The organism is Nocardioides sp. Root190, from assembly GCF_001428565.1.
Lineage (GTDB): Bacteria > Actinomycetota > Actinomycetes > Propionibacteriales > Nocardioidaceae > Nocardioides.
The window spans coordinates 135,265-157,866 of the sequence record NZ_LMIA01000007.1 but is presented as its reverse complement, the minus strand read 5'-3'; the positions used below and the strand labels follow the sequence as shown (position 1 = coordinate 157,866).

The following is a 22,602-nucleotide window of genomic DNA, read 5'->3' as shown; positions in this document are numbered from 1 at the left end:
AACTCCCGTCGCAACTACCCGGGCGCTGCGGCACCTACCCGGGTTCTGTGACCGGCCGAAACCAACACGAACACGTAGTTACAAGCGCGCTGGCCCTCAGGCGAGCGCGTCGAGCGCCCGCGCCACCCGCCCGAGCAGCTGACCGAGGTCGGCCTCGGGCAACAGCTCGGTGAGCTGCGCGTCGCGCTGGAGCACAGCGAGGCCGTGGACGGTCGCCCAGCCGGTGGCCGCCAGCTCCTCGGCGGGGACGGCGACGCCCCAGCCCTGCGCCTGGGCGGCCGTGATGATCTGGACGAGCAGGTCGCGGTGGAGGCGTCGTACGTCGAGCAGGCGCGGGTCCTGCGCGTGCAGCAGCTCCGGGCGGAACATCACGTCGAACATGGTCGGGTGCTGGATCGCGAAGCCGACGTAGGCAGCCCCGGAGGCAGCGACCTGCGCACCCGACGCGATGTCGTCCTCACCGGTGGCATCGACCGCGGCGGTGGTCTTCTCCAGCAGCAGCTCGAAGCCCTCGACGGCGAGCGCGGTGAACAGCCCCGCACGGTCCTCGAAGTGATGGGCGGTGGCCTGGTGCGACACACCGACGCGACGGGCGATCGCGCGCAGGCTCGCCTTCGCCGGCCCACAGGTGGCGATCTCCTGCTCCGCTGCGCGCAGGATGCGCTGGCGCAGGTCGACGTGCCTCATGCGTCCGATCCTGCCTCCACCACGGCGGGCCTCGGCTTCTGGGGCCACCACAGTCGCTCGCCCAGCAGCGTGGCGAGGGCGGGGACGAGCAGGGACCGGACCACGAACGTGTCGAGCAGCAGTCCCACGGCGATCGTGAACCCGACCTGGCCGATGGTCGTGACCCGGCCGGCGAGCAGCGCCATCATGCTGACCGCGAAGATCACGCCGGCCGAGGTGATCACGCCGCCGGTGGCAGCGGTCGCCCGCGCGATCCCGGACGCCGATCCATCGGGCGCCTCCTCGTGCATCCGTTTGGTCAGCAGCAGGTTGTAGTCGGCGCCGACGGCCACGAGGATCACGAACGCGATCGCGGCGACCGTCCAGTCGAGCTGGATGCCGAGCCCGTACTGCCAGACCAGCGTCGAGAGGCCGATCGCAGCGCCGTACGACAGCACGACCGTGGCCATCAGCGCGAACGCCGCGACGAGGCTGCGCAGCAGCAGGAGCAGGACGAGGAACACCGCGATCAACGCGCAGAGCGCGATCACCTCGAGGTCGGAGACGGAGTAGTCGCGCAGGTCGTTGTTGGTCGCGGCCATGCCCGTGACGGACACCGTGGCGTCGGCGAGCCCGGTGTCGTTGAGGGAGGTGTCGATGATCTCCAGGACCTCGTTCGACCGCTTCGAGGCCTCGGGGCCGAAGGCGTCGGTGTTGCCGAGCACGGCGATGCGGGCGGTCCGGCCGTCCTCCGACACGAACAGGCTGCTGGCGCTGGCGAAGGACTGGTCGGCGAACGCGGTCGGCGGCAGGTAGAAGCCCCCACTGGCGAGGCCGTCGGCCTCGTCGCGGGTCTTCTTGAGGTGGCGTACGGCGGCGGCGAGTCCCTTCTCGAGCTCGGGCAGCGACGCGGCGACCTGTTCGGTCCCGCCCCGCAGCTTCTCGGTGCCGGTGGCGAGCTCGTCCACGCCGCCCGAGAGCTCGTCGAGCCGGTCGGCGAAGGTCTTCTGCCCCGCGGCGAGCTGGCGGGTGCCGGTGCGCGCCTGGTCGAGACCGCCGCGGAGCTGGCTCAACCCGGTCCGGAGGTCACCGGTGCCGGCGGCGAGGGTGCGGGCGCCCTTGGCCGCCGCGCGCAGGCCGGGCAGCAGCTGGTCCCGCTCGGCCTCCCAGATCTTCTTGAGGCCGGCGCGGGCCTGGCGGCAGGCCGGATCGAGGCCGCAGGTCAGGCTCTTGGTGGCCAGGGCGTCGTACACGAGTCCGAGGCTCTCGACCGCGACCTGCACCTGGTCGGCTGCGGTGTCGAGGCCGTCGGCGAGGGAGGTCGCCCCCGTGCGCAGCTCGCCGGTGCCCTCGACCGCAGCTTCGGCACCGTCGAGCAGCTTGTCCATGCCGCGGGAGAGCCGGGCGCTGGCGGTGGCGATGCGCTCGGCACCGTCGACGGCCTGGCCGGCGCCGTCCGCGAGCTGGGTGACGCCGTCGTCGAGCTGGCCGGCACCCTCGGCGAGGCGTTCGGCCCCACCGGCACCTTCGGTGACCTTGTCCTTGGCCTCGCCGAGCTCGTCGCCGACCAGACCCGACTGGTAGGCGACCGACGCCTCCGTGATCGGCTCCCCGAGCGGGCGGGTGATGGTGCGGACCAGCGCGACGCCCTCGTGCTGGGCCGCCGCGGCGGACGCACGCTCGATCAGCGCGAGGTCCTTGGTGTTGCGCAGGTCGTGGTCGGCCTGGATGAGGACGTAGTCGGGCAGCACCTCGTTGACCGGGAAGTGCCGCGCCAGCAGGGCGTAGCCGCGGTTGGACTCGGCCTCCTCGGGCAGCGGGTCGCGGATGTCGTACGACAGGTCCGTGAACGGGAAGACAGCGGCGAGCAGCGCCAATGGCACCAGGGACGCGGTGAGCATCCTGACGGGGTGTGCGACCACGGTGTTCGCGATCCGCTCCCACACGCCTGCGGCCCGCGACTCGCGCGGCTCCGCCCAGCCCCGGCTGCCGGCGAGGGCCAGCAGCGCGGGGACAAGGGTCAGGCTGAGGACCAGGTTGACGGCGATGCTGACGGCCACCGCAGGGCCGGTGGTGTTGAAGAAGCCGAGGTCGGCCAGCGCCATGCAGAGGGTCGCGAGGATGACGGTCACCGCGGAGCCCGCGATCACGCCGCCGATGCGCGACGCCGCGATCGCGGCAGCCTGGGCCGGCTCGATGCCGAGGCGGCGCTGCTCGTGGTAGCGGGCGACGAGGAAGACGGCGTAGTCGGTACCCGCACCCAGGACGATCGCCGTCAGGAACGACCCGCTGAAGGTCGACACCGCGAACAGGTCCTGCATCCCGCACCACGCCACGACGGCGCGGCCCACCGCGAGCCCGATACCGACTGCGGTCAGGATGATGACGGGGACCGCGATCGAGCGGTAGATCAGCAGCAGGATCAGGGCGATCAGCCCGATCGTGACGATGGTGATGCGGACGACGCTGTGCTCGGTCTCGGTGGTCAGGTCGACCACCGTCGCGGTCGGTCCGGTGACCTCGACCGTCAGGCCGTCGGGGGCGTGCTCGCGGGCGATGTCGCGAACGGCACCGACCTGCCGCAGGGACGAGGGGGCACCGGTCGCGCCGGTGATCCCGACCAGGACGTAGCGCGCCTGACCGTCCGGACTCGTGAGCGCCTTGAGGAGCTCGGGCTTGCGCACGTCCTGGACGAAGGCGACGTCCTCCTTGTCCTGCGAGAGCTCGGTGACCAGCAGCTCGGCGTAGGCCTGGTCGGCCTTCGTGAGTCCCGCGGTCCGCTCCATCGCGACGACGATGAAGCTCTCGCTGCCGCCGTTCCCGAACGCCTCGTCCATCGCCTCGACGGCGACCATCGAGGGCGCGTCGCCGGGCACCATCGGTGAGGAGTCCTGGCCGGCGATCACCTCCAGCTGCGGGACCGCCACGTTCATCACCACGGTGAAGGCCAGCCACGCGCCGACGACCCACCCGGCCCGTCGTACGGCGAAACGGGCGAAGCCCGCCACCTTGCCCGCGCTCGTGTCCGCCGCGTTCGTCCCACTGGCCATCCGAGGAAACTAGAACGCGTTCCTTGCCAGTGGCAAGGATGTGTGGCGGGCGCCACGTGCGGCACCGGTCCGACGGTGCACGGCGCCCCGGTGGCGGTGGGGCCCGTGTGGCAGGCTCGCGCCGTGACCCAGCCCGTGAGCGAGTACGCCGTCGACCCCACCTTCGCCCCCGACGTGATCGTCGTCGGCGCCGGCCTCGCCGGCCTGGTGGCGACGTACGAGGCGACCCGCACCGGCAAGAAGGTGCTGGTCCTCGAGCAGGAGAACCGCGCCAACCTCGGCGGGCAGGCGTTCTGGTCGCTCGGCGGGCTGTTCTTCATCGACTCCCCCGAGCAGCGCCGGATGGGGATCAAGGACTCCCGCGAGCTCGCCTGGCAGGACTGGCAGGGCTCCGCGGCCTTCGACCGGATCGGCGAGGGCGACGGGCCCGAGCGCGGCGAGGACCACTGGGGCAGCCGGTGGGCCGAGGCGTACGTCGACTTCGCGGCCACCGAGAAGCGGGACTACCTGCGCGGGCTCGGCCTCAAGTCCCTCACCTTCGTGGGGTGGGCAGAGCGCGGCGACGGGTCCGCGAGCGGGCACGGCAACTCGGTCCCCCGCTTCCACCTGACCTGGGGAACCGGCCCCGAGGTCGTCCGCGTCTTCCTGGAGCCGGTCGAGGCCGCGGAGGCCGCTGGTCTGGTGCGCTTCGGCTTCCGGCACCGCGTCGACGACCTCGTCGTCGAGGACGGCGCCTGCGTCGGCGTACGCGGCTCGGTGCTGGCGGCCGACGACGCCCTGCCGCGCGGCGTGGCGTCCTCGCGCGAGGTGGCGGCGGAGTTCGAGCTCGGCGCTCCGGCGGTGATCGTGACCTCCGGCGGCATCGGCCACAACTTCGAACTGATGCGTGCGAACTGGCCCACCGAGCGGGTCGGTCCCGCACCCGAGCACATGATCGCCGGCGTCCCCGCGCACGTGGACGGACGCATGCTCGCCATCACCGAGGCCGCCGGCGCCAACCTGGTCAACAAGGACCGGATGTGGGCCTACGTCGAGGGCATCCACAACTGGGACCCGGTCTGGCCGAACCACGCGATCCGGATCCTGCCCGGTCCCTCGTCGATGTGGTTCGACGCCGACGGGCACCGGCTGACCGGCATGTCCGGCGTCCCCGGCGCCGACTCGATCGGCTCGATGAAGCAGGTCCTCGCGACCGGCGCCGACTACTCGTGGTTCGTGCTGACCCAGTCGATCATCGAGAAGGAGTTCGCCCTCTCCGGCTCCGAGCAGAACCCCGACTGGACCGACAAGGACCTGCGGCTGATGCTGAAGGAGCGTCTCGCCAAGGGTGCGACCAGCCCCGTCGAGGCGTTCAAGGAGCACGGCGAGGACTTCGTCGTCGCGACCGACTTCGACGAGCTGGTGGCCGGCATGAACCGGATCGCCCGCGGCGGCCGCGTGCTCGACGCCGACCTGCTGCGCCGCCAGATCGAGGAGCGCGACCGCCAGATCGACAACCCGTTCGGCAAGGACGCCCAGGTCATGGCGATCCACAACGCCCGTCGCGACCGCACCGGCAAGCTGATGCGGGTGGCCAAGCCGCACAAGATCCTCGACCCCGCCCACGGCCCCCTCATCGCCGTACGACTCAACATCCTGAGCCGCAAGACCCTCGGCGGCATCGAGACCAACCTCGACAGCCAGGTGATCCGACCCGACGGCACGCCGTTCCCCGGCCTGTACGCCGCCGGCGAGGTCGCCGGCTTCGGGGGCGGCGGCGTCCACGGCCACAACGCGCTCGAGGGAACGTTCCTCGGTGGGTGCATCTTCTCGGGACGTGCTGCGGGCCGGTCCGTCGCCCGCTGAGTTGTTGGTCTTCGCCCGTCGAGTTGTCAGCGTGACGGGTCGATCAGGATCTTCGCGTGCTGCTCGGGGTCCGCGAGATCGGTGAACGCCCCGACGACGCCGTCGAGCCCGACGGTCCCCGTGATGAGCGGACGTACGTCGACCTTGCCCGACGCGATCCACTGCAGGGTCTGGTGGAACTCGCTCGGGTCGTAGGCGAACACGAACCGCAGATCGATCTCCTTGTTGATCGCCATCGACGGCCGGAACGTGTCGGCACCCATGCAGACGCCGACCACCACGACCCGGGTGAGCAACGGCGCCGAGGAGACGATGTGCTCGATCATCCCGGGGACGCCGACGCACTCGAACACCACCGGACCCCGCGGCGTCGCGCCGACCTTCTCTGCCGCGCGCATCACGTGCGCCCACGGCAGCAGGGGTACGGCGCGCAGCTTGTCCATCGCGTCCAGGCCCACCTCTGCCAGCGCGATCGCCTCGGTGAGGTACCGCGACTCGGCGAACGAGCTCCACGGCGACTCGTCCGCCGGATCCACCACGACATCGGCGCCCATCTGCTCGGCCAACGCACGCCGACCCGGTGAGAAGTCGCTCGCGATCACGTGGCGCACGCCGGTGGCCTTGAGCATCGCGATGACCGCCAGCCCGATCGGACCGCACCCGATCACGACCGCCGTGTCCTTCGCGCCGACCTGTCCACGTCGTACGGCGTGGAGAGCGACCGCCATCGGCTCGGTCAGCGCCGCCGCCTCGGCGTCCAGCCCGTCCGGAACGCGCATGGTCATCGCGGCATCGACGAGCACCCGCTCGGCGTACCCACCCGTCACCTGGGCGGTCAGCCCGGTCAGGTGGACACCGCCGTCGGTGCGCAGCACGGGCAGCGACACGACGCGAGTGCCGACCGGCCAGGACTTCTTGGTGCCGGGGCCGTAGTCGAGCACGGTCCCGACGAACTCGTGCCCCATCACGACCTTGTCCGTGGAGCGCATGAAGTCGTCGTACCCCAGCTCGGCGACGTCCGCCGCCGTCTCGTCGCAGTGGGTACGGGCGTGCAGGTCGGACCCGCAGATTCCACACCTCTCCACCTCGACCAGGACCTGACCGCGCGAGGGCGTCGGGTCGGGCACGGTCTCGACGGTGAGCTCGGACTGGTGGCAGACGACAGCGCGCATGGGTTGCATCATCCTCGTCCGGCCCGCTCCTGGGGTGGAGGGCTCGGTGAGCGGGCGTGCGGCGGGCGGCAGTTTCACCGCCTAACATACGAAACTGCCTCTGGGCACACGGAGTTTCATGCGCCCAGGGGCAGTTTCACCGCCTAAGCGGTGAAACTGCCACCCGCCAAAACCCGCACCACCCCGACTCCACAGAGCCGGGGTGGTGCGAAACGAAACGGTCGGATCAGGCGTTGTCGAGCGCCTCGGCGACCCGGCGGTGGGCCGTCCAGATCTCCTCCGACAGGCCATCGAACTGCGCCAGGTGCTTCTCACGGAAGCCCATCTCCTGCTGCCAGCGCGGCACGTCGATGGTGAGGAGCGTGTCGAGGTCGGCGAGCGCCTGCTCGTCCATGCCCTCGAGGTTGAGCTCCTCGCGCTTCGGCAGGACACCGACGGGCGTCTGGACGCCCTCGACCTCGCCGTTGAGGAACTCCATCAGCCAGTTCAGCGGGCGCAGGTTCTCGCGGTAGCCGGGCCACAGGAAGCGGCCGTCGTCCCCACGCTGGAACCAGTTGACGTGCGCGAAGATCGGCTTGGTCGTCGCGCGGCCGATGACCTCGAGCCAGTGCGCGGCGTAGTCGGCCTCGGAGTACGACATGAACGGACGCATCGACATGGGGTCGTAACGGAGCACGCCCTCCAGGCCGTCGGCCGCGGCGGTCGCCTCGGCACCCAGCGTCAGACCGTCGTACACACCCTCGGCAACGTCCCTGATCGCACGGATCAGGGGCTCGCGGTCGCGGGTACGGCCACCGAAGATGATGCCGTGGATCTCGACGCCCTGCGGGTCCTCGAAGTCCTTCGCGACGTTGGGCACGTTGGCCAGCGTCGTGGTGAACCGGCTGTTCGGGTGCGCCCACGGGGCGTCGGCTTCCTCCGGGGACCGGTCGGCGATGATGTCGCCCTTCCAGTCCTCCCAGCCGTCGAGGTCGGTGGGCTTGTCGCTCTTGCCCTCCCACCAGACTTCCTGGGTCTTGGAGTTGTAGGCAACGTTCGTGAAGATCGCGCCGGTGCCGGGAACGATCGAGTCGATCGCGGTCGGGTTGGTCTTCTCGTTGGTGTCCTTGGCGACACCGAAGACACCGTTCTCCGGGTTCATGCCGTAGAGCTTGCCGTCGTCGCCGACCCAGATCCACGCGATGTCGTCGCCGTAGAACTCGACGTAGTAGCGGTCACCGAGGGCGTCGGGAGCCAGCGTCATCGCGAGGTTCGTCTTGCCGGAGGCCGACGGGAAACCACCGCAGATGTTGTACTTCTTGCCGGTCTCCTTGTCGGTGATGCCCAGCAGCATGAACTGCTCCACGAGGAAGCCGTTCTTCCAGCCGTCGTAGGCACCCTGGCGCAGACCGTGGGCGATCTTGCCCAGGAGCGCGTTGCCGCCGTACGACGAACCGAAGTGCAGGATCGTGCGCTCGTCGGCGACGGTCACGAAGTAGCGCTTGTCGTCGGGCGTGCCCTGGCCGAGGTTCTCCAGGTCACCGGTGACGTGCACGGCCTTGACGAACGAGTCGCCCAGGTCGTTGATGTACTCCACGCCGACCCGCGACATGCGGATCATCTGGAGCACGACGTTGCGGTTGTCGGTGAGCTCGACGCCGGCCGCGAAGTTCTGCAGCGGCGAGTCCTTCGGAGCCATCAGGTAGGGGATGACGTACATCGTCTTGCCCACCGAGGCGCCGGTCATCAGCTCGACGAGCTTCGGCTTCATCTCCGAGGAGGGGCGCCAGTTGTTGTAGATGCCCTTGTCCGCCTCGTCGCTCGTGGCGACGATGGTGCGCTCCTCGGCGCGAGCGGTGTCCTTGTAGTAGGACCGGGAGTAGTAGAGGCCCTCACCTGCGGGGAGCAACTCACCCGCATCGAGGGACTCCTGCACGAGGCGAGCGTCGTCGGCCGCAGACACGACCTCGATCCGCTCGGCACCCGTGATGTTGGCCCAGTGTGCGACGTACTCGCGAACGTGGGGGTTGGTCAAACCCGCCTCGTCGAGCGTCAGCTCCACATCAACCATGCTTCTCGCCAGCCTTTCGGTCCTTGTCAAGGTGTGGGCACGCTACCCCACAGCCCACCCGGTAATTTCCGGGGTTCGAATCACCAGATCCGGGGACACCGTCGTCCGCGTGACAGTCACCATGACACCGCTTTGCCGCGAGCGCACATCGGCGCCGACCAGCGAGATCCGGGTCACTTCCGGCCGTTCTGGATTGGATCGATCGAATCCAGAAGCGCCTCCGACCTGGCCGGATTGGCGCGACCGGGCGCGGGGTAGGAAGGGGCCATGAGCCAGCCGCCCCTGCCGCCGTCCGGTCCGCCGCCTGCCGGCCCGCCTGCCGGCCCGCCTCCCGGCTGGGGCCCGCCGCCCGGCTGGGGCCACCCCTCCGGTCCTCCGCAGGGCTCCCCCCAGGGATCGCCCCAGGGACCGCCTCCTCCCGGGTGGGGTCCGCCCGGACATTCGCCGTACGACGGCGGCAAGCCGCGCCGCAATGTCGGCCTCGTCGTCGCGCTGGTCACCGTGGTGGTGCTGCTCATCGGCGGCATCGCCACCACCGCGATCCTGCTCGCCAACGGTGACGACGACGGCGACCGCAAGGCCGGCACCGACCCCACCTCCGACACGACCGGCAGCACCGACTCGACCGGGAGCACCGACGCCTCGAGCGCCACCCCCGGGGCACCCTCCACCCTCGAGGTCCCCCCGCCCGTCACCTCGCCGACGACACCTGCGACGCCGTACTCCCCGACGGACGACACCGGCGACGACATCCACGGCGACGTGAAGACCACCGACTTCCCCGGCGACTGGAACTTCAAGCTCGGCGACGTCGAGCACAACGCCACCTTGCGCCAGTCCTGGGACTACGACAGCTGCGGCCCCGTCGAGGAGGCCTCGGTCCTGACCCAGCAGCGCTGCGAGTACTCCGTGCAGTGGACCTACTCCGCCCTCGGCGGGAAGGCGCGCATCACCCACGTGTTCATCGTGTTCGACACCGAGCGTCACGCCAAGGCCGCGGAGAGCAAGCTCAAGGACACCGACTTCGACCTTCGCGACGAGGCCGTGTTCCCCGACTTCGTCCAGGGCAAGTGGAACAAGAGCGTCTACGGCAACATCATCGGCGTCACCATCGGCACCACGAAGGCGAAGGTGCCGGAGAAGGAGCTCCAGTCGCTGGTCAACTACATGAACACCGACTACCGGCTCGCACTCCTGTTCAAGAGCTGAGCCGGACCGGTGCGGGCGGGTCCGACGAACTGGTTGAGGATTTTACTTTCGACCTGCTGACAACCAGTCCGGTCCCGTGTCATCCTTCTGTCGCCGCCGCAGGAGACCCGAGACTCTTGCGGCGGCACTTTTTTTCCCGCGCGCGAGCTCCCTGCGCACTTCGCAGGAGAAAACCTCGCACTTCGGCGGAGAGAACCACGCACTTCGTGACCCCTCAGCGGTACGCCGGAGCCCGCCGGCTCGGCGCGACGTCCGCACTGGCGAGCAGCGGCAGCACCCGGGGCGCGATCAGGACCGACAGGACCATGACGCTGGTCGAGCGCACCACCGAGGAGGACTGGTCGATCCGGACGAGGGTCGCCTGGAGCTCGGGGTGGGAGCGGGTGGCGACGCGGCACAGCACGTCGTAGGACCCGGTCGTGACGTAGGCCTCGAGGACCTGCGGGATGGCGGCGAGGTCGCGGGCGACCTCGTCCAGCGCGCCCTGGGAGATCTCGAGGGTGACGTAGGCCTGGACCTCGAAGCCGGCGGCGGCGACGTCGAGCGTGGGGTCCCAGTCGGCGATCACGCCGGCCTCGGTGAGGCGACGCAACCGGCTCTGGACGGTGGCCCGGGCGACCTGGGTCAGGCGGGACAGCTCGAGGTCGCCGGCACGCGGGTGCTCGGTGAGCGCCGTGAGGAGGGCGAGGTCGATCTGGTCCAGGGTCAGCGGCGTACCAGGCATGCAGCCAAACTAGTCGTTCTGCCCAGTCCAGAGCCACGGTGCCGAGCAGAAGTGGCCGGTTTGCCTACCTCCAGATGAGCAGGTTGTGATGCCCACCTGCGACATGTTGTCCTCCTCACATGTCCCTCCAGGAGACCCTGACCAGCGAGGAGCGGCTCGCCGAGCTCGACCTCGACACCTTGAAGCAGCTCGTCGGCCTCGTCGAGTACGACGACCGGCAGGACCCCTTCCCGGTCACCGGCTGGGACGCGGCGGTCTGGGTCGTCGGCAACGCCACGCAGTCGGCCCACTTCTTCATCTCGGCCTTCGGCATGGAGCTCGTCGCCTACTCCGGCCCCGAGACCGGCAACCGCGACCACGTCGCGTTCGTGCTGAGGAGCGGCGCCGTGCGGTTCGTGTTCACGGGCGGCGTCGACCCGGCCAGCTCCCTGCACGACCACCACCGCAAGCACGGCGACGGCATCATCGACATCGCGCTCGAGGTGCCCGACGTCGACAAGTGCATCGCGCACGCCCGCTCGGTGGGCGCGACGGTCCTGACCGAGCCGCACGACCTCAGCGACGAGCACGGCACCGTGCGCACCGCGACCATCGCGACGTACGGCGACACCCGGCACACGCTGGTCCAGCGCACGGTCGACGGCCGGACCTACGACGGCCCCTACCTGCCCGGGTACGTCGCCCGGACCTCACCGTTCGTCCGGCGCGAAGGTGCGCCGAAGCGACTCTTCCAGGCGCTCGACCACATCGTCGGCAACGTCGAGCTCGGCAAGATGGATGGCTGGGTCGACTTCTACCGCGGGGTCATGGGCTTCACCAACATGGCCGAGTTCATCGGCGATGACATCGCCACCGACTACTCGGCGCTGATGTCGAAGGTCGTGGCCAACGGCAACCACCGGGTGAAGTTCCCGCTGAACGAGCCGGCGATCGCGAAGAAGAAGTCGCAGATCGACGAGTACCTCGAGTTCTACGGCGGCCCCGGCGCCCAGCACCTGGCGCTGGCCACCAACGACATCCTCGACACCGTCGACCGGCTGCGGGCCGAGGGCATCGAGTTCCTCGCCACCCCGGACTCCTACTACGAGGACCCCGAGCTGCGTTCGCGCATCGGCGAGGTCCGGGTGCCCGTCGAGGAGCTGCAGAAGCGCGGCATCCTCGTCGACCGCGACGAGGACGGTTACCTCCTCCAGATCTTCACCAAGCCGCTCGGCGACCGACCGACGGTGTTCTTCGAGTTCATCGAGCGGCACGGCTCGCTCGGCTTCGGCAAGGGCAACTTCAAGGCGCTCTTCGAGGCGATCGAGCGCGAGCAGGAGCGACGGGGCAACTTCTGATGGCCCACTACCAACGGATCGGCGAGGTCCCCGCGAAGCGGCACACACAGCACCGCGCCCCCGACGGGACGCTCTACTTCGAGGAGCTGATGGGCGAGGAGGGGTTCTCCTCGGACTCCTCACTGCTCTACCACCGGCACATCCCCTCGGCCGTCGTCGAGGCGCGGGTCTGGGACCTGCCCGACCTGGCGACGACGCCCAACCACCCGCTGATCCCCCGCCACCTGCGGCTGCACGACCTGTTCACCGGCGACGACTGGACGTCCCTCGACGCCGTCACCGGCCGCCGGCTGGTGCTCGGCAACGGCGACGTGCGCATCTCGTACGCCGTGTGCGGGGCACCGTCGCCGTACTACCGCAACGGCATCGGGGACGAGTGCGTGTACGTCGAGGCCGGCACCGCCGTCGTCGAGACCGTGTTCGGCAGCCTCGAGGCCGGCGAGGGTGACTACGTCGTCCTCCCCCGCGCCACGACGCACCGCTGGGTGCCGACCGGCCGCGAGCCGCTGCGGCTCTACGCCATCGAGGCCCACAGCCACATCGGCCCCCCGAAGCGCTACCTGTCGCGCTTCGGACAGTTGCTCGAGCACGCGCCGTACTGCGAGCGCGACCTGCGCACGCCGGCGGACGTGCTCCTGGCGGACGCGGATGCCGATGTCGCGACCGAGGTCTTCATCAAGCACCGTGGCGCCGGACCGGGCGGCATCGCCGGGACCGTGCACGTGCTGCCGCACCACCCCTTCGACGTCGTGGGCTGGGACGGCTGCCTGTACCCCTACGCCTTCAACATCGCCGACTTCGAGCCGATCACCGGACGCGTGCACCAACCACCGCCGGTCCACCAGGTCTTCGAGGGCCACAACTTCGTGATCTGCAACTTCGTGCCCCGCAAGGTCGACTACCACCCGCTGTCGATCCCGGTGCCGTACTACCACTCGAACGTCGACTCCGACGAGGTGATGTTCTACGTCGCCGGCGACTACGAGGCACGCAAGGGATCGGGGATCGGCAAGGGCTCGATCAGCCTGCACCCGGGCGGTCATCCGCACGGACCGCAGCCCGGCGCCTACGAGAAGTCGATCGGCGTGGAGTTCTTCGACGAGCTCGCGGTCATGGTCGACACGTTCCGTCCGCTCGAGCTGGGCGAGGCCGGTCGGGCCGTGGACGACGGCGTCTACGTGACGTCGTGGGTGCGTGGCCAGTGACGCGATCTCCAGCCGGCTTCGACGGACTGCTCGACGACGCCGCCGTCTTCCCACCGGGCAACCTTCCGCTCGGCCAGGCCGTGCACGCACACCTGACCCACGAGCTGGGAGCCCACGGCGACCTCGTCGGACCGCTGGTGGTGGCACAGGCCGACCTGCCGGCACTCGCCGAGCTCACCGGCGACCTGCCCGTCGACAGCCTCCCGTTGACGATCACCGTGGCGTCCCCGGACACGGCCGACCTCGCACTGGAGCGAGCCCGGTCGATCAACGCCGTACGACTCGTCGCGCTCGAGGTCGCCGTCCCCGAAGGCCTCGCCGCCCGCGACGTGGTCCCGACACTGATGGCCGCGGTCGGCAACCCCGTCGGCGTCGCCGTGTACGTCGAGCTCCCGCGCGACGAGCGACGCGACACCCTCCTCGCCGAGCTGGCCACGACGCCGTACCTCGCGAAGCTGCGCACCGGCGGCGTCCGGGCCGACCTGTACCCGGACGAGTCCGAGCTGGCTGGCGCGATCCTCGCCCTCACCGGCGCCGGGGTGGGCTTCAAGGCCACCGCCGGCCTGCACCACGCGATCCGCAACACCGACCCGGAGACCGGCTTCGAGCAGCACGGCTTCCTCAACCTGATCGTCGCGACCGACGTCGCACTCGGCGGGGCAGACCGCGACGAGGTCGCCAAATGGCTCGCCGAGCGGGACGGGCGCCGCCTCGCGGACCGGGTCGCAGCGACGTCCCCCGCCACCCGGCAGGCCTTCCGCTCGTTCGGCACCTGCAGCATCGACGAGCCGGTGGCCGAGCTGGCCGCCCTCGGGCTCCTCGGGGAGGTGGCCCGGTGAACGAGCTCTTCGGGATCACCAACCTGCCGTACGGCGTCTACTCGGTCGACGGGTCCGCCCCGCGCGTCGGCACCCGCTTCGGCGACCACGTCGTCGACCTCGCCACGCTGCTCGACGAGCCGGTCTTCGCGCAGCCCAGCCTCAACGCGTTCCTGGCTGAAGGGAAACAACGCTGGGACGACACCCGCGCCCGCCTGACCGAGGCGCTGGGCGGCGCGTTTCCCTCCTCCTGTGCCCACCCGGTCGACGCGGTGCGGCTGCACCTGCCGTTCGAGGTCGCCGACTACGTCGACTTCTACGCCTCCGAGCACCACGCCTCGAACCTCGGCCGCCTGTTCCGGCCGGACAACCCGAACCCACTGCTCCCCAACTGGAAGCACCTGCCGGTGAGCTACACCGGCCGCGCCGGGTCGGTCGTCGTCTCGGGCACCGAGGTGGTCCGTCCCTGCGGACAGCGGATGCCCCCCGGCGCCGAGACACCGGTGTTCGGTCCCTCGACCCGCCTCGACATCGAGGCCGAGCTCGGCTTCGTCGTCGGTGTGGGCAACCCGATGGGCACCCCGATCGGTGTCGGCGACGCGGACCAGCACCTGTTCGGTGCCGTGCTCTTCAACGACTGGTCGGCACGCGACATCCAGGCGTGGGAGTACGTCCCGCTCGGGCCGCACCTCGGCAAGTCGTTCGCCTCCACGATCTCCCCGTGGGTCGTGCCGATGGCCGCGCTCGGGGCCGCCCGGGTCAACACCCCCGCCCAGGACCCGGCCGTGCTGCCCTACCTCGCCCTCGACCGACCCTGGGGCCTGGACATCGAGGTCGAGGTCGAGTGGAACGGCGAGGTGATCAGCCGGCCGCCGTACGCCTCGATGTACTGGTCGCCCGCCCAGATGCTCGCCCACCTGACCGTCAACGGCGCACCCACCCGCACCGGCGACCTGTTCGCCTCCGGCACCATCTCCGGCCCGGATCCCGACCAGGTCGGCTCGCTCATCGAACGCGGCGGCGGCTTCCTCGAGGACGGCGACGAGATCGTCCTGCGCGCCAGCGCCCCCGGCGCCGACGGCACCCGGATCGGCTTCGGCGAGTGCCGCGGCCGGATCAGCAAGGCCCACGCATGACCACGACGACGCAAGGAACCGAGATGAAGAACCTCCTCGACCGCTTCGAGGCCACGGCGCCCGAGATCGTCTTCGAGTGGCACGACGCCGAGACCGAGGCGAAGGGCTGGGCCGTGATCAACTCGCTGCGCGGCGGCGCGGCCGGCGGCGGCACCCGGATGCGGGCCGGCCTGGACCGCAGCGAGGTCGAGGCGCTGGCCAAGACCATGGAGGTCAAGTTCACCGTCTCCGGCCCGGCCATCGGCGGGGCCAAGTCGGGCATCGACTTCGACCCGAACGACCCGCGCCGCGAGGGCGTGCTCGCGCGGTGGTTCAAGGCGGTCTCCCCGCTCCTCAAGACCTACTACGGCACCGGCGGCGACCTCAACGTCGACGAGGTGCACGACGTCATCCCGCTGACCGAGCGCTACGGCCTGTGGCACCCGCAGCAGGGCATCGTCAACGGCCACTTCGCCGCCGACGAGCGCGAGCTGGTGCAGCGGGTGGGCATGCTGCGGCTCGGCGTCTCCAAGGTCGTCGAGGACCCGCGCTACACCCCCGACCGCGAGGCGAAGTACACGATCGCCGACATGGTCACCGGCTGGGGAGTGGCCGAGTCCGTCGTGCACTACTACGCGACGTACGGCGCAGCGCAGGGCCAGAGCCTCGCCGGCAAGCGGGTCATCGTGCAGGGCTGGGGCAACGTCGGCTCCGCCGCCGCCTTCTACCTCGCCCAGGCGGGCGCGCGCGTCGTCGGCATCATCGACCGCGACGGCGGCCTGATGAACCCCGACGGCTTCACTCCCGAGGAGGTCCGCGCGCTGTTCGTCGGCAAGCAGGGCAACGCGCTGCGGGCCGAGTCCCTGATCGGCTTCGCCGAGCTGGACGACACGATCTGGGACATGGGAGCGGAGATCTTCCTGCCCTGCGCGGCGTCGCGACTGGTCACCGTCGAGCACGTCAAACGGCTCGTCTCCGCAGGTCTCGAGCTGATCTCCGCCGGAGCCAACGTCCCCTTCGCGGATCCCGAGATCTTCTACGGCCCGACGTACGAGTTCGCCGACCAGCACGTGGCCGTGATCCCCGACTTCATCGCCAACTGCGGGATGGCGCGGACCTTCACCCTGCTGATGGAGGGCATCGGCGAGGTGTCCGACGAGATGATCCTCGGCGACGTGTCGCGGACCATCCGCACGGCGCTCGCGGCCTGCCACGAGCGCTCACCCCACCCGACGCTGGTGGCGGCGACGGCCCTGGAGATCGCGCTCGACCAGCTGGTGTGACGCGGGCGCCCGGGCCGGTCCCGCGGGCGACCTCCCCTTCACTGGCGACGGTGAATGTGAAAGTCTGCCTGCGGATCGCGCCCGGCTCTCGCGGGACGGCGACCGGACCCGAGGGGAACACGATGGACACGGTGGGGGACATGTCGGGGGACAACGGACGCGGACCGGGGGACGACGACGGCCAGCCCGTCGACCACCTCGGCGAACGCCGCAGCACCCAGCCCGTCGACCACCTCGGTGATCGTCTCGACGAGCACCTCGACCACCGCGACCACGACTCCGACCCGCTCGGCGCGCCGCACCCGCCCGAGACCCCGACCTCCTCGCGTCCTGTCCCCGACGCCCCGGAGCCGGGTCTGACGGCCCTCGACATCCCGTCCGGCACGATTCCCGCGCCGTCCGCACCCGCCTCCGAGCCTGCTCCGGCAGCGCCGTCCGCCCAGGCCGGCCCGCCGGCGGCCGAGCCCGCCGCCGAGGCGGTCGAGTCGTCGGTGCTCCCCTCCGCCCAGCACTTCCAGGACGTGATCGCCCTGCGCCGCGAGGCCGAGGACGCTGCCGCCGCCGCACTGAGCGAGCGCCGCGAGGCCACCAGCCAGGCCTCCCGGATCATCGAGGAGGCCATGCGGGCCGCCGAGACCCTCCGGGCCGAGGCCGAGCAGATCCTCGAGCAGCGCCGCTCCATCGCGGAGGCCGAGGCCGCCACGATCGTCGACCGCGCGCGCAACGACGCCGCCGAGATCGTCCGTGCCGGCGAGCACGACGTGATGGAGGCCCAGCGCCTCCGCCGTGACGCCGCCGCGGAGCGCGACCACCTCAACACCGAGCTCGAGCGGATCCGTCGTACGGCTCAGGAAGAGCTGTTCGCCGAGGCCAACCGGCACGCCTCGCGGATGGACGAGATCCGCACCCGCGTGCTCCACGGCGTCGAGGCGGTGACCGGAGGCGTCCGCGGACCCCTGCAGGCACCCGTCGCCCAGATCGAGGGCCAGGTCGCCGAGCCCACTCCTCGCCACACGTACGCCGCCACCTCCACCGCCGCACCGCCGGAGCCGGTCCAGCCCGAACCGGCCCAGCCCGAGCCGTTCGCGCCGCCGACCCATGCCGCACCGGTGGTCGAGTCGTTCGCGCCGGCGCCAGTGGCCGAGTCCGTCGAGCCCTTCGCTCGCGAGCCCTTCGCTCGCGAGCCCTTCGGCCAGGAGCCGTTCGGCCGGGACCCCTTCGCTCCCGAGCCGACTGCCGAGCCCGGCACCGCAGAGCCTGCCGAGCAGGAGTCGACTCCCCCGATGACGTCGAGGGAGTTCTCCGCGCCGATCCCGCCGCCGAACCCCAACCCGCCTGCCGACGCGCCGGACCGCCGCCGCGGCTGGCGCAGCCGTCGGTCCTGACCCGGCGCGACGCTCTCCCGGCAGCCCGGGAACCGGTTGCCAGAACTGATACCGGTCGGCCACGCTGCCGTGCAACCGAGCCCTTCACCTGCTTAAGGTCCTGATCGGACGCCGGTTCTCCGGCTCCTCGCAGGACGACCGGGCATGGGGATCCGGTCCCTGCCAGCAGAAGAACAGGGCACGACTGATGCGGGGGATCGTTGCGCGTTTCGAGGAACGCGCTGCTGATGGCGAGGCCGTCCGACAGTCCTGGGAGGCCGCCCGGGAGGCCATGCGGGCGGCCGACGACCAGGTCAGGACGGTGCGGCTCGCAGTGCTCGCGAACGCACTGACGTTGGTCCACTTCGACACCGACCAGGACGTCGTCGACCTGTCGCGGATCACCGAGGAGATCACCCGGGACGAGCTCGCCGACCTCCAGGACGAGTTGCTCGCGCCGGTCGACACCGGCCGGGCCCGACCGATCACGACGAGCCTGGTCCGCACCCTCGGCGCGCGGGCATGGGGCCAGGACTCCCGGACCCCCGGATGCCTCACCCACGACGAGGACCTGCTGCGCGAGCTGTGCGGCGAGACCGCACTGCGCCTGCTGATGGTCGACCACGACGGCGCCGGCGACCTGCCGCAGCTGACCTCGGCGGACGACGTGCTCGAGGTGTTCCGGTCCGGCGACCTCCTCGTGTGGCGACGCCTGGCGAGGGCTGCGTTGACCGACCCGTGGTCAGGTCGCAACGACACGCCCCTCGCGCTGCTCGACCCGGACCGCCAGCCGTGCGAGTTCGGCGGGGTCAAGGCACTGGTGGAGCTGACCCGACGTCGCGCGGAGGAGGACGAGCGGAGGGCCGTCGCCGACCACATCCGCCGCACCATCACCTCCACCGGCCTGACCCAGCGGGAGTTCGCCAGCCTGGTCGGTACGTCGCCGTCGCGCCTGTCGACGTACGTCACCGGATCCGTGACGCCGTCGGCGGCGATGATGCTGCGGATCAACCGCACTGCGAAGCGCGCCCTGCGCGCACCCCGCCCGCCCCGCCCGAACGACTCGGCCTGACGCTCCCGGACCGAGTCAGCCGGGGAACGGTGCGGAGGAGATCTCCACCCCGTCGGAGTACAACGTGACGGTGCCCGTGGGAGGCGTGATCGTCAGCAGCCCGTCCCACACCCGCAGCGTCAGGCGCGGCGGCTGGCCGGACGTCGCCTCGAAGAGGCAGCTGAGGGGCAGGACGGGATCGGTGGGATCCAGGCCGGGTTGGTCGGTGTCGCCGAGCAGGCGCCCGCCGGCGTCGCGGCAGGTCCAGCCGGCCCCGTGCATCTCGACCGCCTCCACGGCTGAGCCCTCCTCGAACGTGAACCTGACCTCGAGCGAGCGGGCCCGGTCACCCTCGACCTCGGTGGTGACGTCGATGTCCCACGGTCCCAGGATCGGCAGCACCGCAGGGCCTGCACTCACGTCCACCAGGCGGGCACAGGTGCGGTGGGTGCCGAGGTCGCCCTCGAAGGTGCGGGTCGATCCGGACCGGAGCACGAAGCCGTCCCGCGCCGTCGCCTCGACGGTCCAGGCGCCGGAGCGGCCGTCGCCCGCCGTCCGTTCGTAGCGCACCCCACGGGTGGTCGGCAGCGTCAGGTTGCCCCAGGTGTCGCAGGTGTCGATCAGGTCGGCGACCGGAGCGACCGCGGCCACGACGACCGGACCCGCGGCGGGTGTGGCGGGCGGGTCGCTCGGCTCCGGGTCCGACGGCACGCGCGACGGCTCCAGCTCCACGGGCTGCGCCGGCTGCGCCTCGTCGGTGGGCGGCGGCTCGGGCGTGGTCGGTCGATCGGCGGGCTGGTCCGGCTCATCGGCACCGGCAGGTCCCTCGACTCCGGCGACGGTGTCGCTCGCCAGTGCCTCGGCCCCCGACGCGGCGGGCTCGGCGTCCTGGGTCTTGACCAGGGCCATGCCGCCCACGGCGACAGCAGCTGCGGCGGCCACGGCAGCCGCCGCAGCAGCGACGGTGCCGACCCCGGTGACCCCGCTCCCGCCACTGGCGGCACCCGTGGCGCCGGAGGTCGCCCCTGGCGCCGTCGCACCTCCGGCCAGACCGGTGAGCCCGGCCAGCCACAGGATCCCCGTGCCGCCCGCAGGCAGCGCGCCCAGCAGGACGACGGGGAAGAGGTACGCCGCCAGCTTGCGGTTGACCCGCTCGACCTGGAGGTACGCCGCCAGGCAGGCCTCGCACTCACCGAGGTGGGAGGCGACCTTCTCCTCGGCACGCGGGCTGAGGTCGCTGCGGACGTACTGGCTCAGACGGCTCCGGCTCCACCCGCAGTCGGCGACCGCGACCTGGGCGACGACGTGCTGGTCGAGGTAGGCGCGGCGCAGTCCCTCGCGGGCCCGGTGGGCGAGCGAGGAGACCGCGCGGGCGCGCATCCCGAGGAGGTCGGCGACCTCACCGGGCTTGCGACCCTCGACCTCGACGTGCCAGAGCACCTGCTGCCAGGTCTCGGGCAGCGTGGCGAAGGCACTGGCAGCGGTGTCCGGTGCGAGGTCCTCCAGGAGCTCCTCGACCGAGGGCTGGGCGTCGTCGAGCAACCAGGGCTGGTCGGAGACGGGAGCCTCGCGGGTGGCCCGCAACGAGTCGCGGAACCCGTTGCGGATGGTGACGTGGAGGTAGGAGCGGAAGTTCGTGATCGGGCCGCGCCCGGCCCGCAGCTGCGCGAGCACCCGGGCGAAGGACTCCGCGACGAGCTCCTCGGCGTGCTCGGCCCCGACCAGGATCGTGGCGAGCCGGCGGGCGTCGTCGACATGGGTCCGGTAGAGGTGGTCGAAGTCGTCGTCGGACAGCTCCCCCGGGGGCGGCGCTCCGATGGGCAGCACGGAGTCCGTGCCGCCCTGCGGCGCTCCCTCGACTGTCAACGCATCCCCTCGTCGTCTTCCCTGGGGCCTTCGCCCCGAAGAAATGTGCCTCGCTGATCGTACGGGCAGGCGTGCGGGAGGGCACGCAGAGAAAAAAGTGGGATCAAATGTGAAAACGGCGTGATGTTCCGACGCGCACCCCGTCTGGGTAGGTGCAGGTGCCGCTCGACGGCCCTGCGCGGAGTCCGAACCGAGTCACGAGGAGCCACGACGCCATGCCCCACACGCGTACGCTCGCCCACCGTTCACCCCTGGACCTCAGGGACCAGTTCGCCAGCCACCCGGTGCCGGTGAAGTCGGGAGCTGCCCTCCAGGAGGTCCTGCTCCGCGTCCTGGACCGCGCCGGGACGGTGGCGCCCGAGCACGCTCCGATGTGGGAGGCGTTCCTCACCATCCTCGAGCAGAACCAGAGCGACCCCCGCTCGACCGCGCGCTGTGCGGTCCTGGCCAACCTGGTCGCACTCGTCGCCTTCGACGAGACGTCCGACTACGTCGCGACCTCGCACCTCGTCGATCACCTCGGGGAGCGACGGCTCGCGCGACTCCAGCACCGGGCTTCGATCGCGCTCGACACGTCGACGTCGCTGCCGTGGGCGAGCGCAGCGGCACGGCGGTTGCTCGCCCCCGACCTGCAGGCGCGTCTCGCCGCAGATCCGGCGACGACCCACGAGGCGGCACCCCTCGCGACCACCTGCGCATCCGTGGCGCGGGCGCTGGTGTTCGAGGACCTCGACACCGAACAGGCCACTGCGCCGATCACCTCGGTCGACGCGCTCGTCGACCTGCTCGACACCGGCACGCTCCCGGAGTGGCGCATCCACCTGGGCATGATCGCGGCGAGCCCGTGGGGGTCGTACGCCGACCTGCTGGTCACGCTCGCCAAGGAGTCCGGGCGCCCGGTCCTGCTGGCGTCCACCGAGTCGTCGGTCGAGCAGTGCCGTGAGTGGTGCCGCGACCAGGAGCGCGACCAGGTCGCTCGGGAGATCCGCCACCTCGTCGCGTTGAGCGGTACCTCCCAGCGCGAGTTCTCCAGCCGGATCGGCACCTCGCCGTCACGGCTGTCCACCTACGTCCGCGGCACGGTGACCCCGTCCGCAGCGATGCTGCTGCGGATCCAGCGGGCTTCTCGCACGATGCAGCGCCAGTCCACCCAGCCGACGCACCAGGCGGTCGCGCTGAGTCACTGATCCACCGCGGGAGCGGGGGAGGGAAACGGACCGGGTTCGGCGGCTGGGGGGCTGCCGAACCCGGTCCGGCCGTCTGCGGCCACGCGCACCGGCCGGCCGGACCGGCCGGCCGGACTGGGTCGTACGCCGCGACCCTCAGCTCGGGCGATGAGGTCCGGCGTCAGCCACCAACCGTTGCCGCGACACGCTCACGTGCAGGCGATCGAGCGTGCGCAGGTGTTCATCGGCCCGCTCGAGCAGCCGGTCGAGCGCGTACGGGTCGAGACGCGGTTCGTCGTCCGCCGCAGCGCGGAGCACCTCGAAGCCCGCGCGCCGACCGGCCGTGGCCAGGCGCAGGGCCTCGAGCTCCACGACGTCGGTCAGTGGCGAGCGCGACAGCACCCGTCCGTTGGGCTTGAGGCGACCGAGCGCCTCCGCCAGGCGAGCCACGACCGTACCGATCGTGCTCGGGGCCACGTCGACGGAGATCATCAGTCCGCGCAGCGTCTCCCGGTCCGCTGCCACATCCACTGCCAGGTCCCGGACCTCGGCAGCAGCGTCCGGGTCCGCGTGGGTCCGTCCGACGCGGCGGAACAGGGCCACGCCGGCGGTCGAGCCCACCCAGTGGTGCTGGAGATAGTCCTTCAACACCTCTTCGTTCACGAGGATCACACCCCTCGG

The 22,602-nt window shown here is 71.1% G+C and carries 17 protein-coding genes; 10 read left to right on the top strand and 7 right to left on the bottom strand.

The window, feature by feature from the left end; genetic code table 11:
- Nucleotides 1-96: 96 nt before the first annotated feature.
- Both ASE01_RS05055 and ASE01_RS05050 read right to left on the bottom strand, forming a co-directional pair.
- Nucleotides 97-687: a TetR/AcrR family transcriptional regulator gene (locus ASE01_RS05055; RefSeq protein WP_056749078.1), complete on the bottom strand. Its 591-nt coding sequence runs from the start codon at nucleotides 685-687 to the stop codon at nucleotides 97-99.
- Nucleotides 684-3,716, bottom strand: coding sequence for an MMPL family transporter (locus tag ASE01_RS05050; RefSeq protein WP_056749076.1), 3,033 nt, complete (start codon nucleotides 3,714-3,716; stop codon nucleotides 684-686). The genes ASE01_RS05055 and ASE01_RS05050 overlap by 4 nt, the downstream gene beginning before the upstream one ends.
- 123 nt (nucleotides 3,717-3,839) lie before the next feature.
- On the opposite strand from ASE01_RS05050, the gene ASE01_RS05045 reads away from it, so the two are divergent.
- Entirely contained in the window at nucleotides 3,840-5,561 is a 1,722-nt protein-coding gene (locus tag ASE01_RS05045) for an FAD-binding dehydrogenase (RefSeq protein ID WP_235535869.1), read from the top strand.
- A gap of 26 nt (nucleotides 5,562-5,587) precedes the next feature.
- Here ASE01_RS05045 and ASE01_RS05040 read toward each other — a convergent pair whose 3' ends face one another.
- The gene (locus ASE01_RS05040) at nucleotides 5,588-6,733 is read right to left on the bottom strand and encodes a zinc-binding dehydrogenase (protein WP_056749075.1); all 1,146 of its coding nucleotides are present in this window, start codon (nucleotides 6,731-6,733) and stop codon (nucleotides 5,588-5,590) included.
- Nucleotides 6,734-6,959: 226 nt separating this feature from the next.
- Nucleotides 6,960-8,783, bottom strand: coding sequence for a phosphoenolpyruvate carboxykinase (GTP) (locus ASE01_RS05035; protein ID WP_056749074.1), 1,824 nt, complete (start codon nucleotides 8,781-8,783; stop codon nucleotides 6,960-6,962).
- A 267-nt stretch (nucleotides 8,784-9,050) separates the two neighbouring features.
- Between ASE01_RS05035 and ASE01_RS05030 the strand changes: the two genes are divergently transcribed.
- Nucleotides 9,051-9,992, top strand: coding sequence for a hypothetical protein (locus tag ASE01_RS05030; RefSeq protein WP_157537109.1), 942 nt, complete (start codon nucleotides 9,051-9,053; stop codon nucleotides 9,990-9,992).
- 214 nt (nucleotides 9,993-10,206) lie between these two features.
- On the opposite strand, the gene ASE01_RS05025 is transcribed toward ASE01_RS05030, so the two are convergent.
- Complete coding sequence (locus ASE01_RS05025; RefSeq protein ID WP_056749069.1) at nucleotides 10,207-10,716, bottom strand: Lrp/AsnC family transcriptional regulator; 510 nt, start codon at nucleotides 10,714-10,716, stop codon at nucleotides 10,207-10,209.
- Between the two features lie 119 nt (nucleotides 10,717-10,835).
- Here ASE01_RS05025 and hppD point away from each other — a divergent pair, with 119 nt between their 5' ends.
- The 7 genes from hppD (at nucleotide 10,836) to ASE01_RS04990 (ending at nucleotide 18,910) form a co-directional block, all read left to right on the top strand.
- Complete coding sequence (hppD, locus tag ASE01_RS05020; RefSeq protein WP_056749067.1) at nucleotides 10,836-12,053, top strand: 4-hydroxyphenylpyruvate dioxygenase; 1,218 nt, start codon at nucleotides 10,836-10,838, stop codon at nucleotides 12,051-12,053.
- Nucleotides 12,053-13,258, top strand: a complete 1,206-nt coding sequence (locus ASE01_RS05015; protein ID WP_056749066.1) for a homogentisate 1,2-dioxygenase — start codon at nucleotides 12,053-12,055, stop codon at nucleotides 13,256-13,258. Before hppD ends, ASE01_RS05015 begins: the two co-directional genes overlap by 1 nt.
- A complete protein-coding gene (locus ASE01_RS05010) occupies nucleotides 13,255-14,097 on the top strand; it encodes a hypothetical protein (RefSeq protein ID WP_056749064.1) in 843 nt (280 codons plus the stop codon). The genes ASE01_RS05015 and ASE01_RS05010 overlap by 4 nt, the downstream gene beginning before the upstream one ends.
- Nucleotides 14,094-15,212, top strand: coding sequence for a fumarylacetoacetase (fahA, locus tag ASE01_RS05005; protein WP_056749062.1), 1,119 nt, complete (start codon nucleotides 14,094-14,096; stop codon nucleotides 15,210-15,212). Before ASE01_RS05010 ends, fahA begins: the two co-directional genes overlap by 4 nt.
- A 23-nt stretch (nucleotides 15,213-15,235) precedes the next feature.
- Nucleotides 15,236-16,474, top strand: coding sequence for a Glu/Leu/Phe/Val dehydrogenase dimerization domain-containing protein (locus ASE01_RS05000; protein WP_056749059.1), 1,239 nt, complete (start codon nucleotides 15,236-15,238; stop codon nucleotides 16,472-16,474).
- A gap of 122 nt (nucleotides 16,475-16,596) precedes the next feature.
- Nucleotides 16,597-17,859, top strand: a complete 1,263-nt coding sequence (locus ASE01_RS04995; protein WP_157537108.1) for an ATP synthase F0 subunit B — start codon at nucleotides 16,597-16,599, stop codon at nucleotides 17,857-17,859.
- Between the two features lie 187 nt (nucleotides 17,860-18,046).
- Nucleotides 18,047-18,910 carry a helix-turn-helix domain-containing protein gene (locus tag ASE01_RS04990; protein WP_056749056.1) on the top strand — a complete coding sequence of 288 codons (864 nt, stop codon included), beginning with the start codon at nucleotides 18,047-18,049 and terminating at the stop codon, nucleotides 18,908-18,910.
- Nucleotides 18,911-18,925: 15 nt separating this feature from the next.
- Here the strand turns inward: ASE01_RS04990 and ASE01_RS04985 are convergent, their stop codons facing one another.
- Nucleotides 18,926-20,755, bottom strand: a complete 1,830-nt coding sequence (locus tag ASE01_RS04985; RefSeq protein WP_056749054.1) for a sigma-70 family RNA polymerase sigma factor — start codon at nucleotides 20,753-20,755, stop codon at nucleotides 18,926-18,928.
- Nucleotides 20,756-20,970: 215 nt separating this feature from the next.
- Here ASE01_RS04985 and ASE01_RS04980 point away from each other — a divergent pair, with 215 nt between their 5' ends.
- A complete protein-coding gene (locus tag ASE01_RS04980; protein ID WP_056749052.1) occupies nucleotides 20,971-21,942 on the top strand; it encodes a helix-turn-helix domain-containing protein in 972 nt (323 codons plus the stop codon).
- Between the two features lie 135 nt (nucleotides 21,943-22,077).
- Here the strand turns inward: ASE01_RS04980 and ASE01_RS04975 are convergent, their stop codons facing one another.
- Complete coding sequence (locus ASE01_RS04975) at nucleotides 22,078-22,593, bottom strand: hypothetical protein (protein WP_056749050.1); 516 nt, start codon at nucleotides 22,591-22,593, stop codon at nucleotides 22,078-22,080.
- Nucleotides 22,594-22,602: the final 9 nt, after the last annotated feature.

What these genes read in the sequence shown, in the direction of transcription:
- ASE01_RS05055 (WP_056749078.1), bottom strand. Translation starts at nt 687, where the DNA reads ATGAGGCACGTCGACCTGCGCCAGCGCATCCTGCGCGCAGCGGAGCAG.
- ASE01_RS05050 (WP_056749076.1), bottom strand. Translation starts at nt 3,716, where the DNA reads ATGGCCAGTGGGACGAACGCGGCGGACACGAGCGCGGGCAAGGTGGCG.
- ASE01_RS05040 (WP_056749075.1), bottom strand. Translation starts at nt 6,733, where the DNA reads ATGCGCGCTGTCGTCTGCCACCAGTCCGAGCTCACCGTCGAGACCGTG.
- ASE01_RS05035 (WP_056749074.1), bottom strand. Translation starts at nt 8,783, where the DNA reads ATGGTTGATGTGGAGCTGACGCTCGACGAGGCGGGTTTGACCAACCCC.
- ASE01_RS05030 (WP_157537109.1), top strand. Translation starts at nt 9,051, where the DNA reads ATGAGCCAGCCGCCCCTGCCGCCGTCCGGTCCGCCGCCTGCCGGCCCG.
- ASE01_RS05025 (WP_056749069.1), bottom strand. Translation starts at nt 10,716, where the DNA reads ATGCCTGGTACGCCGCTGACCCTGGACCAGATCGACCTCGCCCTCCTC.
- hppD (WP_056749067.1), top strand. Translation starts at nt 10,836, where the DNA reads ATGTCCCTCCAGGAGACCCTGACCAGCGAGGAGCGGCTCGCCGAGCTC.
- ASE01_RS05015 (WP_056749066.1), top strand. Translation starts at nt 12,053, where the DNA reads ATGGCCCACTACCAACGGATCGGCGAGGTCCCCGCGAAGCGGCACACA.
- ASE01_RS05000 (WP_056749059.1), top strand. Translation starts at nt 15,236, where the DNA reads ATGAAGAACCTCCTCGACCGCTTCGAGGCCACGGCGCCCGAGATCGTC.
- ASE01_RS04995 (WP_157537108.1), top strand. Translation starts at nt 16,597, where the DNA reads ATGGACACGGTGGGGGACATGTCGGGGGACAACGGACGCGGACCGGGG.
- ASE01_RS04990 (WP_056749056.1), top strand. Translation starts at nt 18,047, where the DNA reads ATGCGGGGGATCGTTGCGCGTTTCGAGGAACGCGCTGCTGATGGCGAG.
- ASE01_RS04980 (WP_056749052.1), top strand. Translation starts at nt 20,971, where the DNA reads ATGCCCCACACGCGTACGCTCGCCCACCGTTCACCCCTGGACCTCAGG.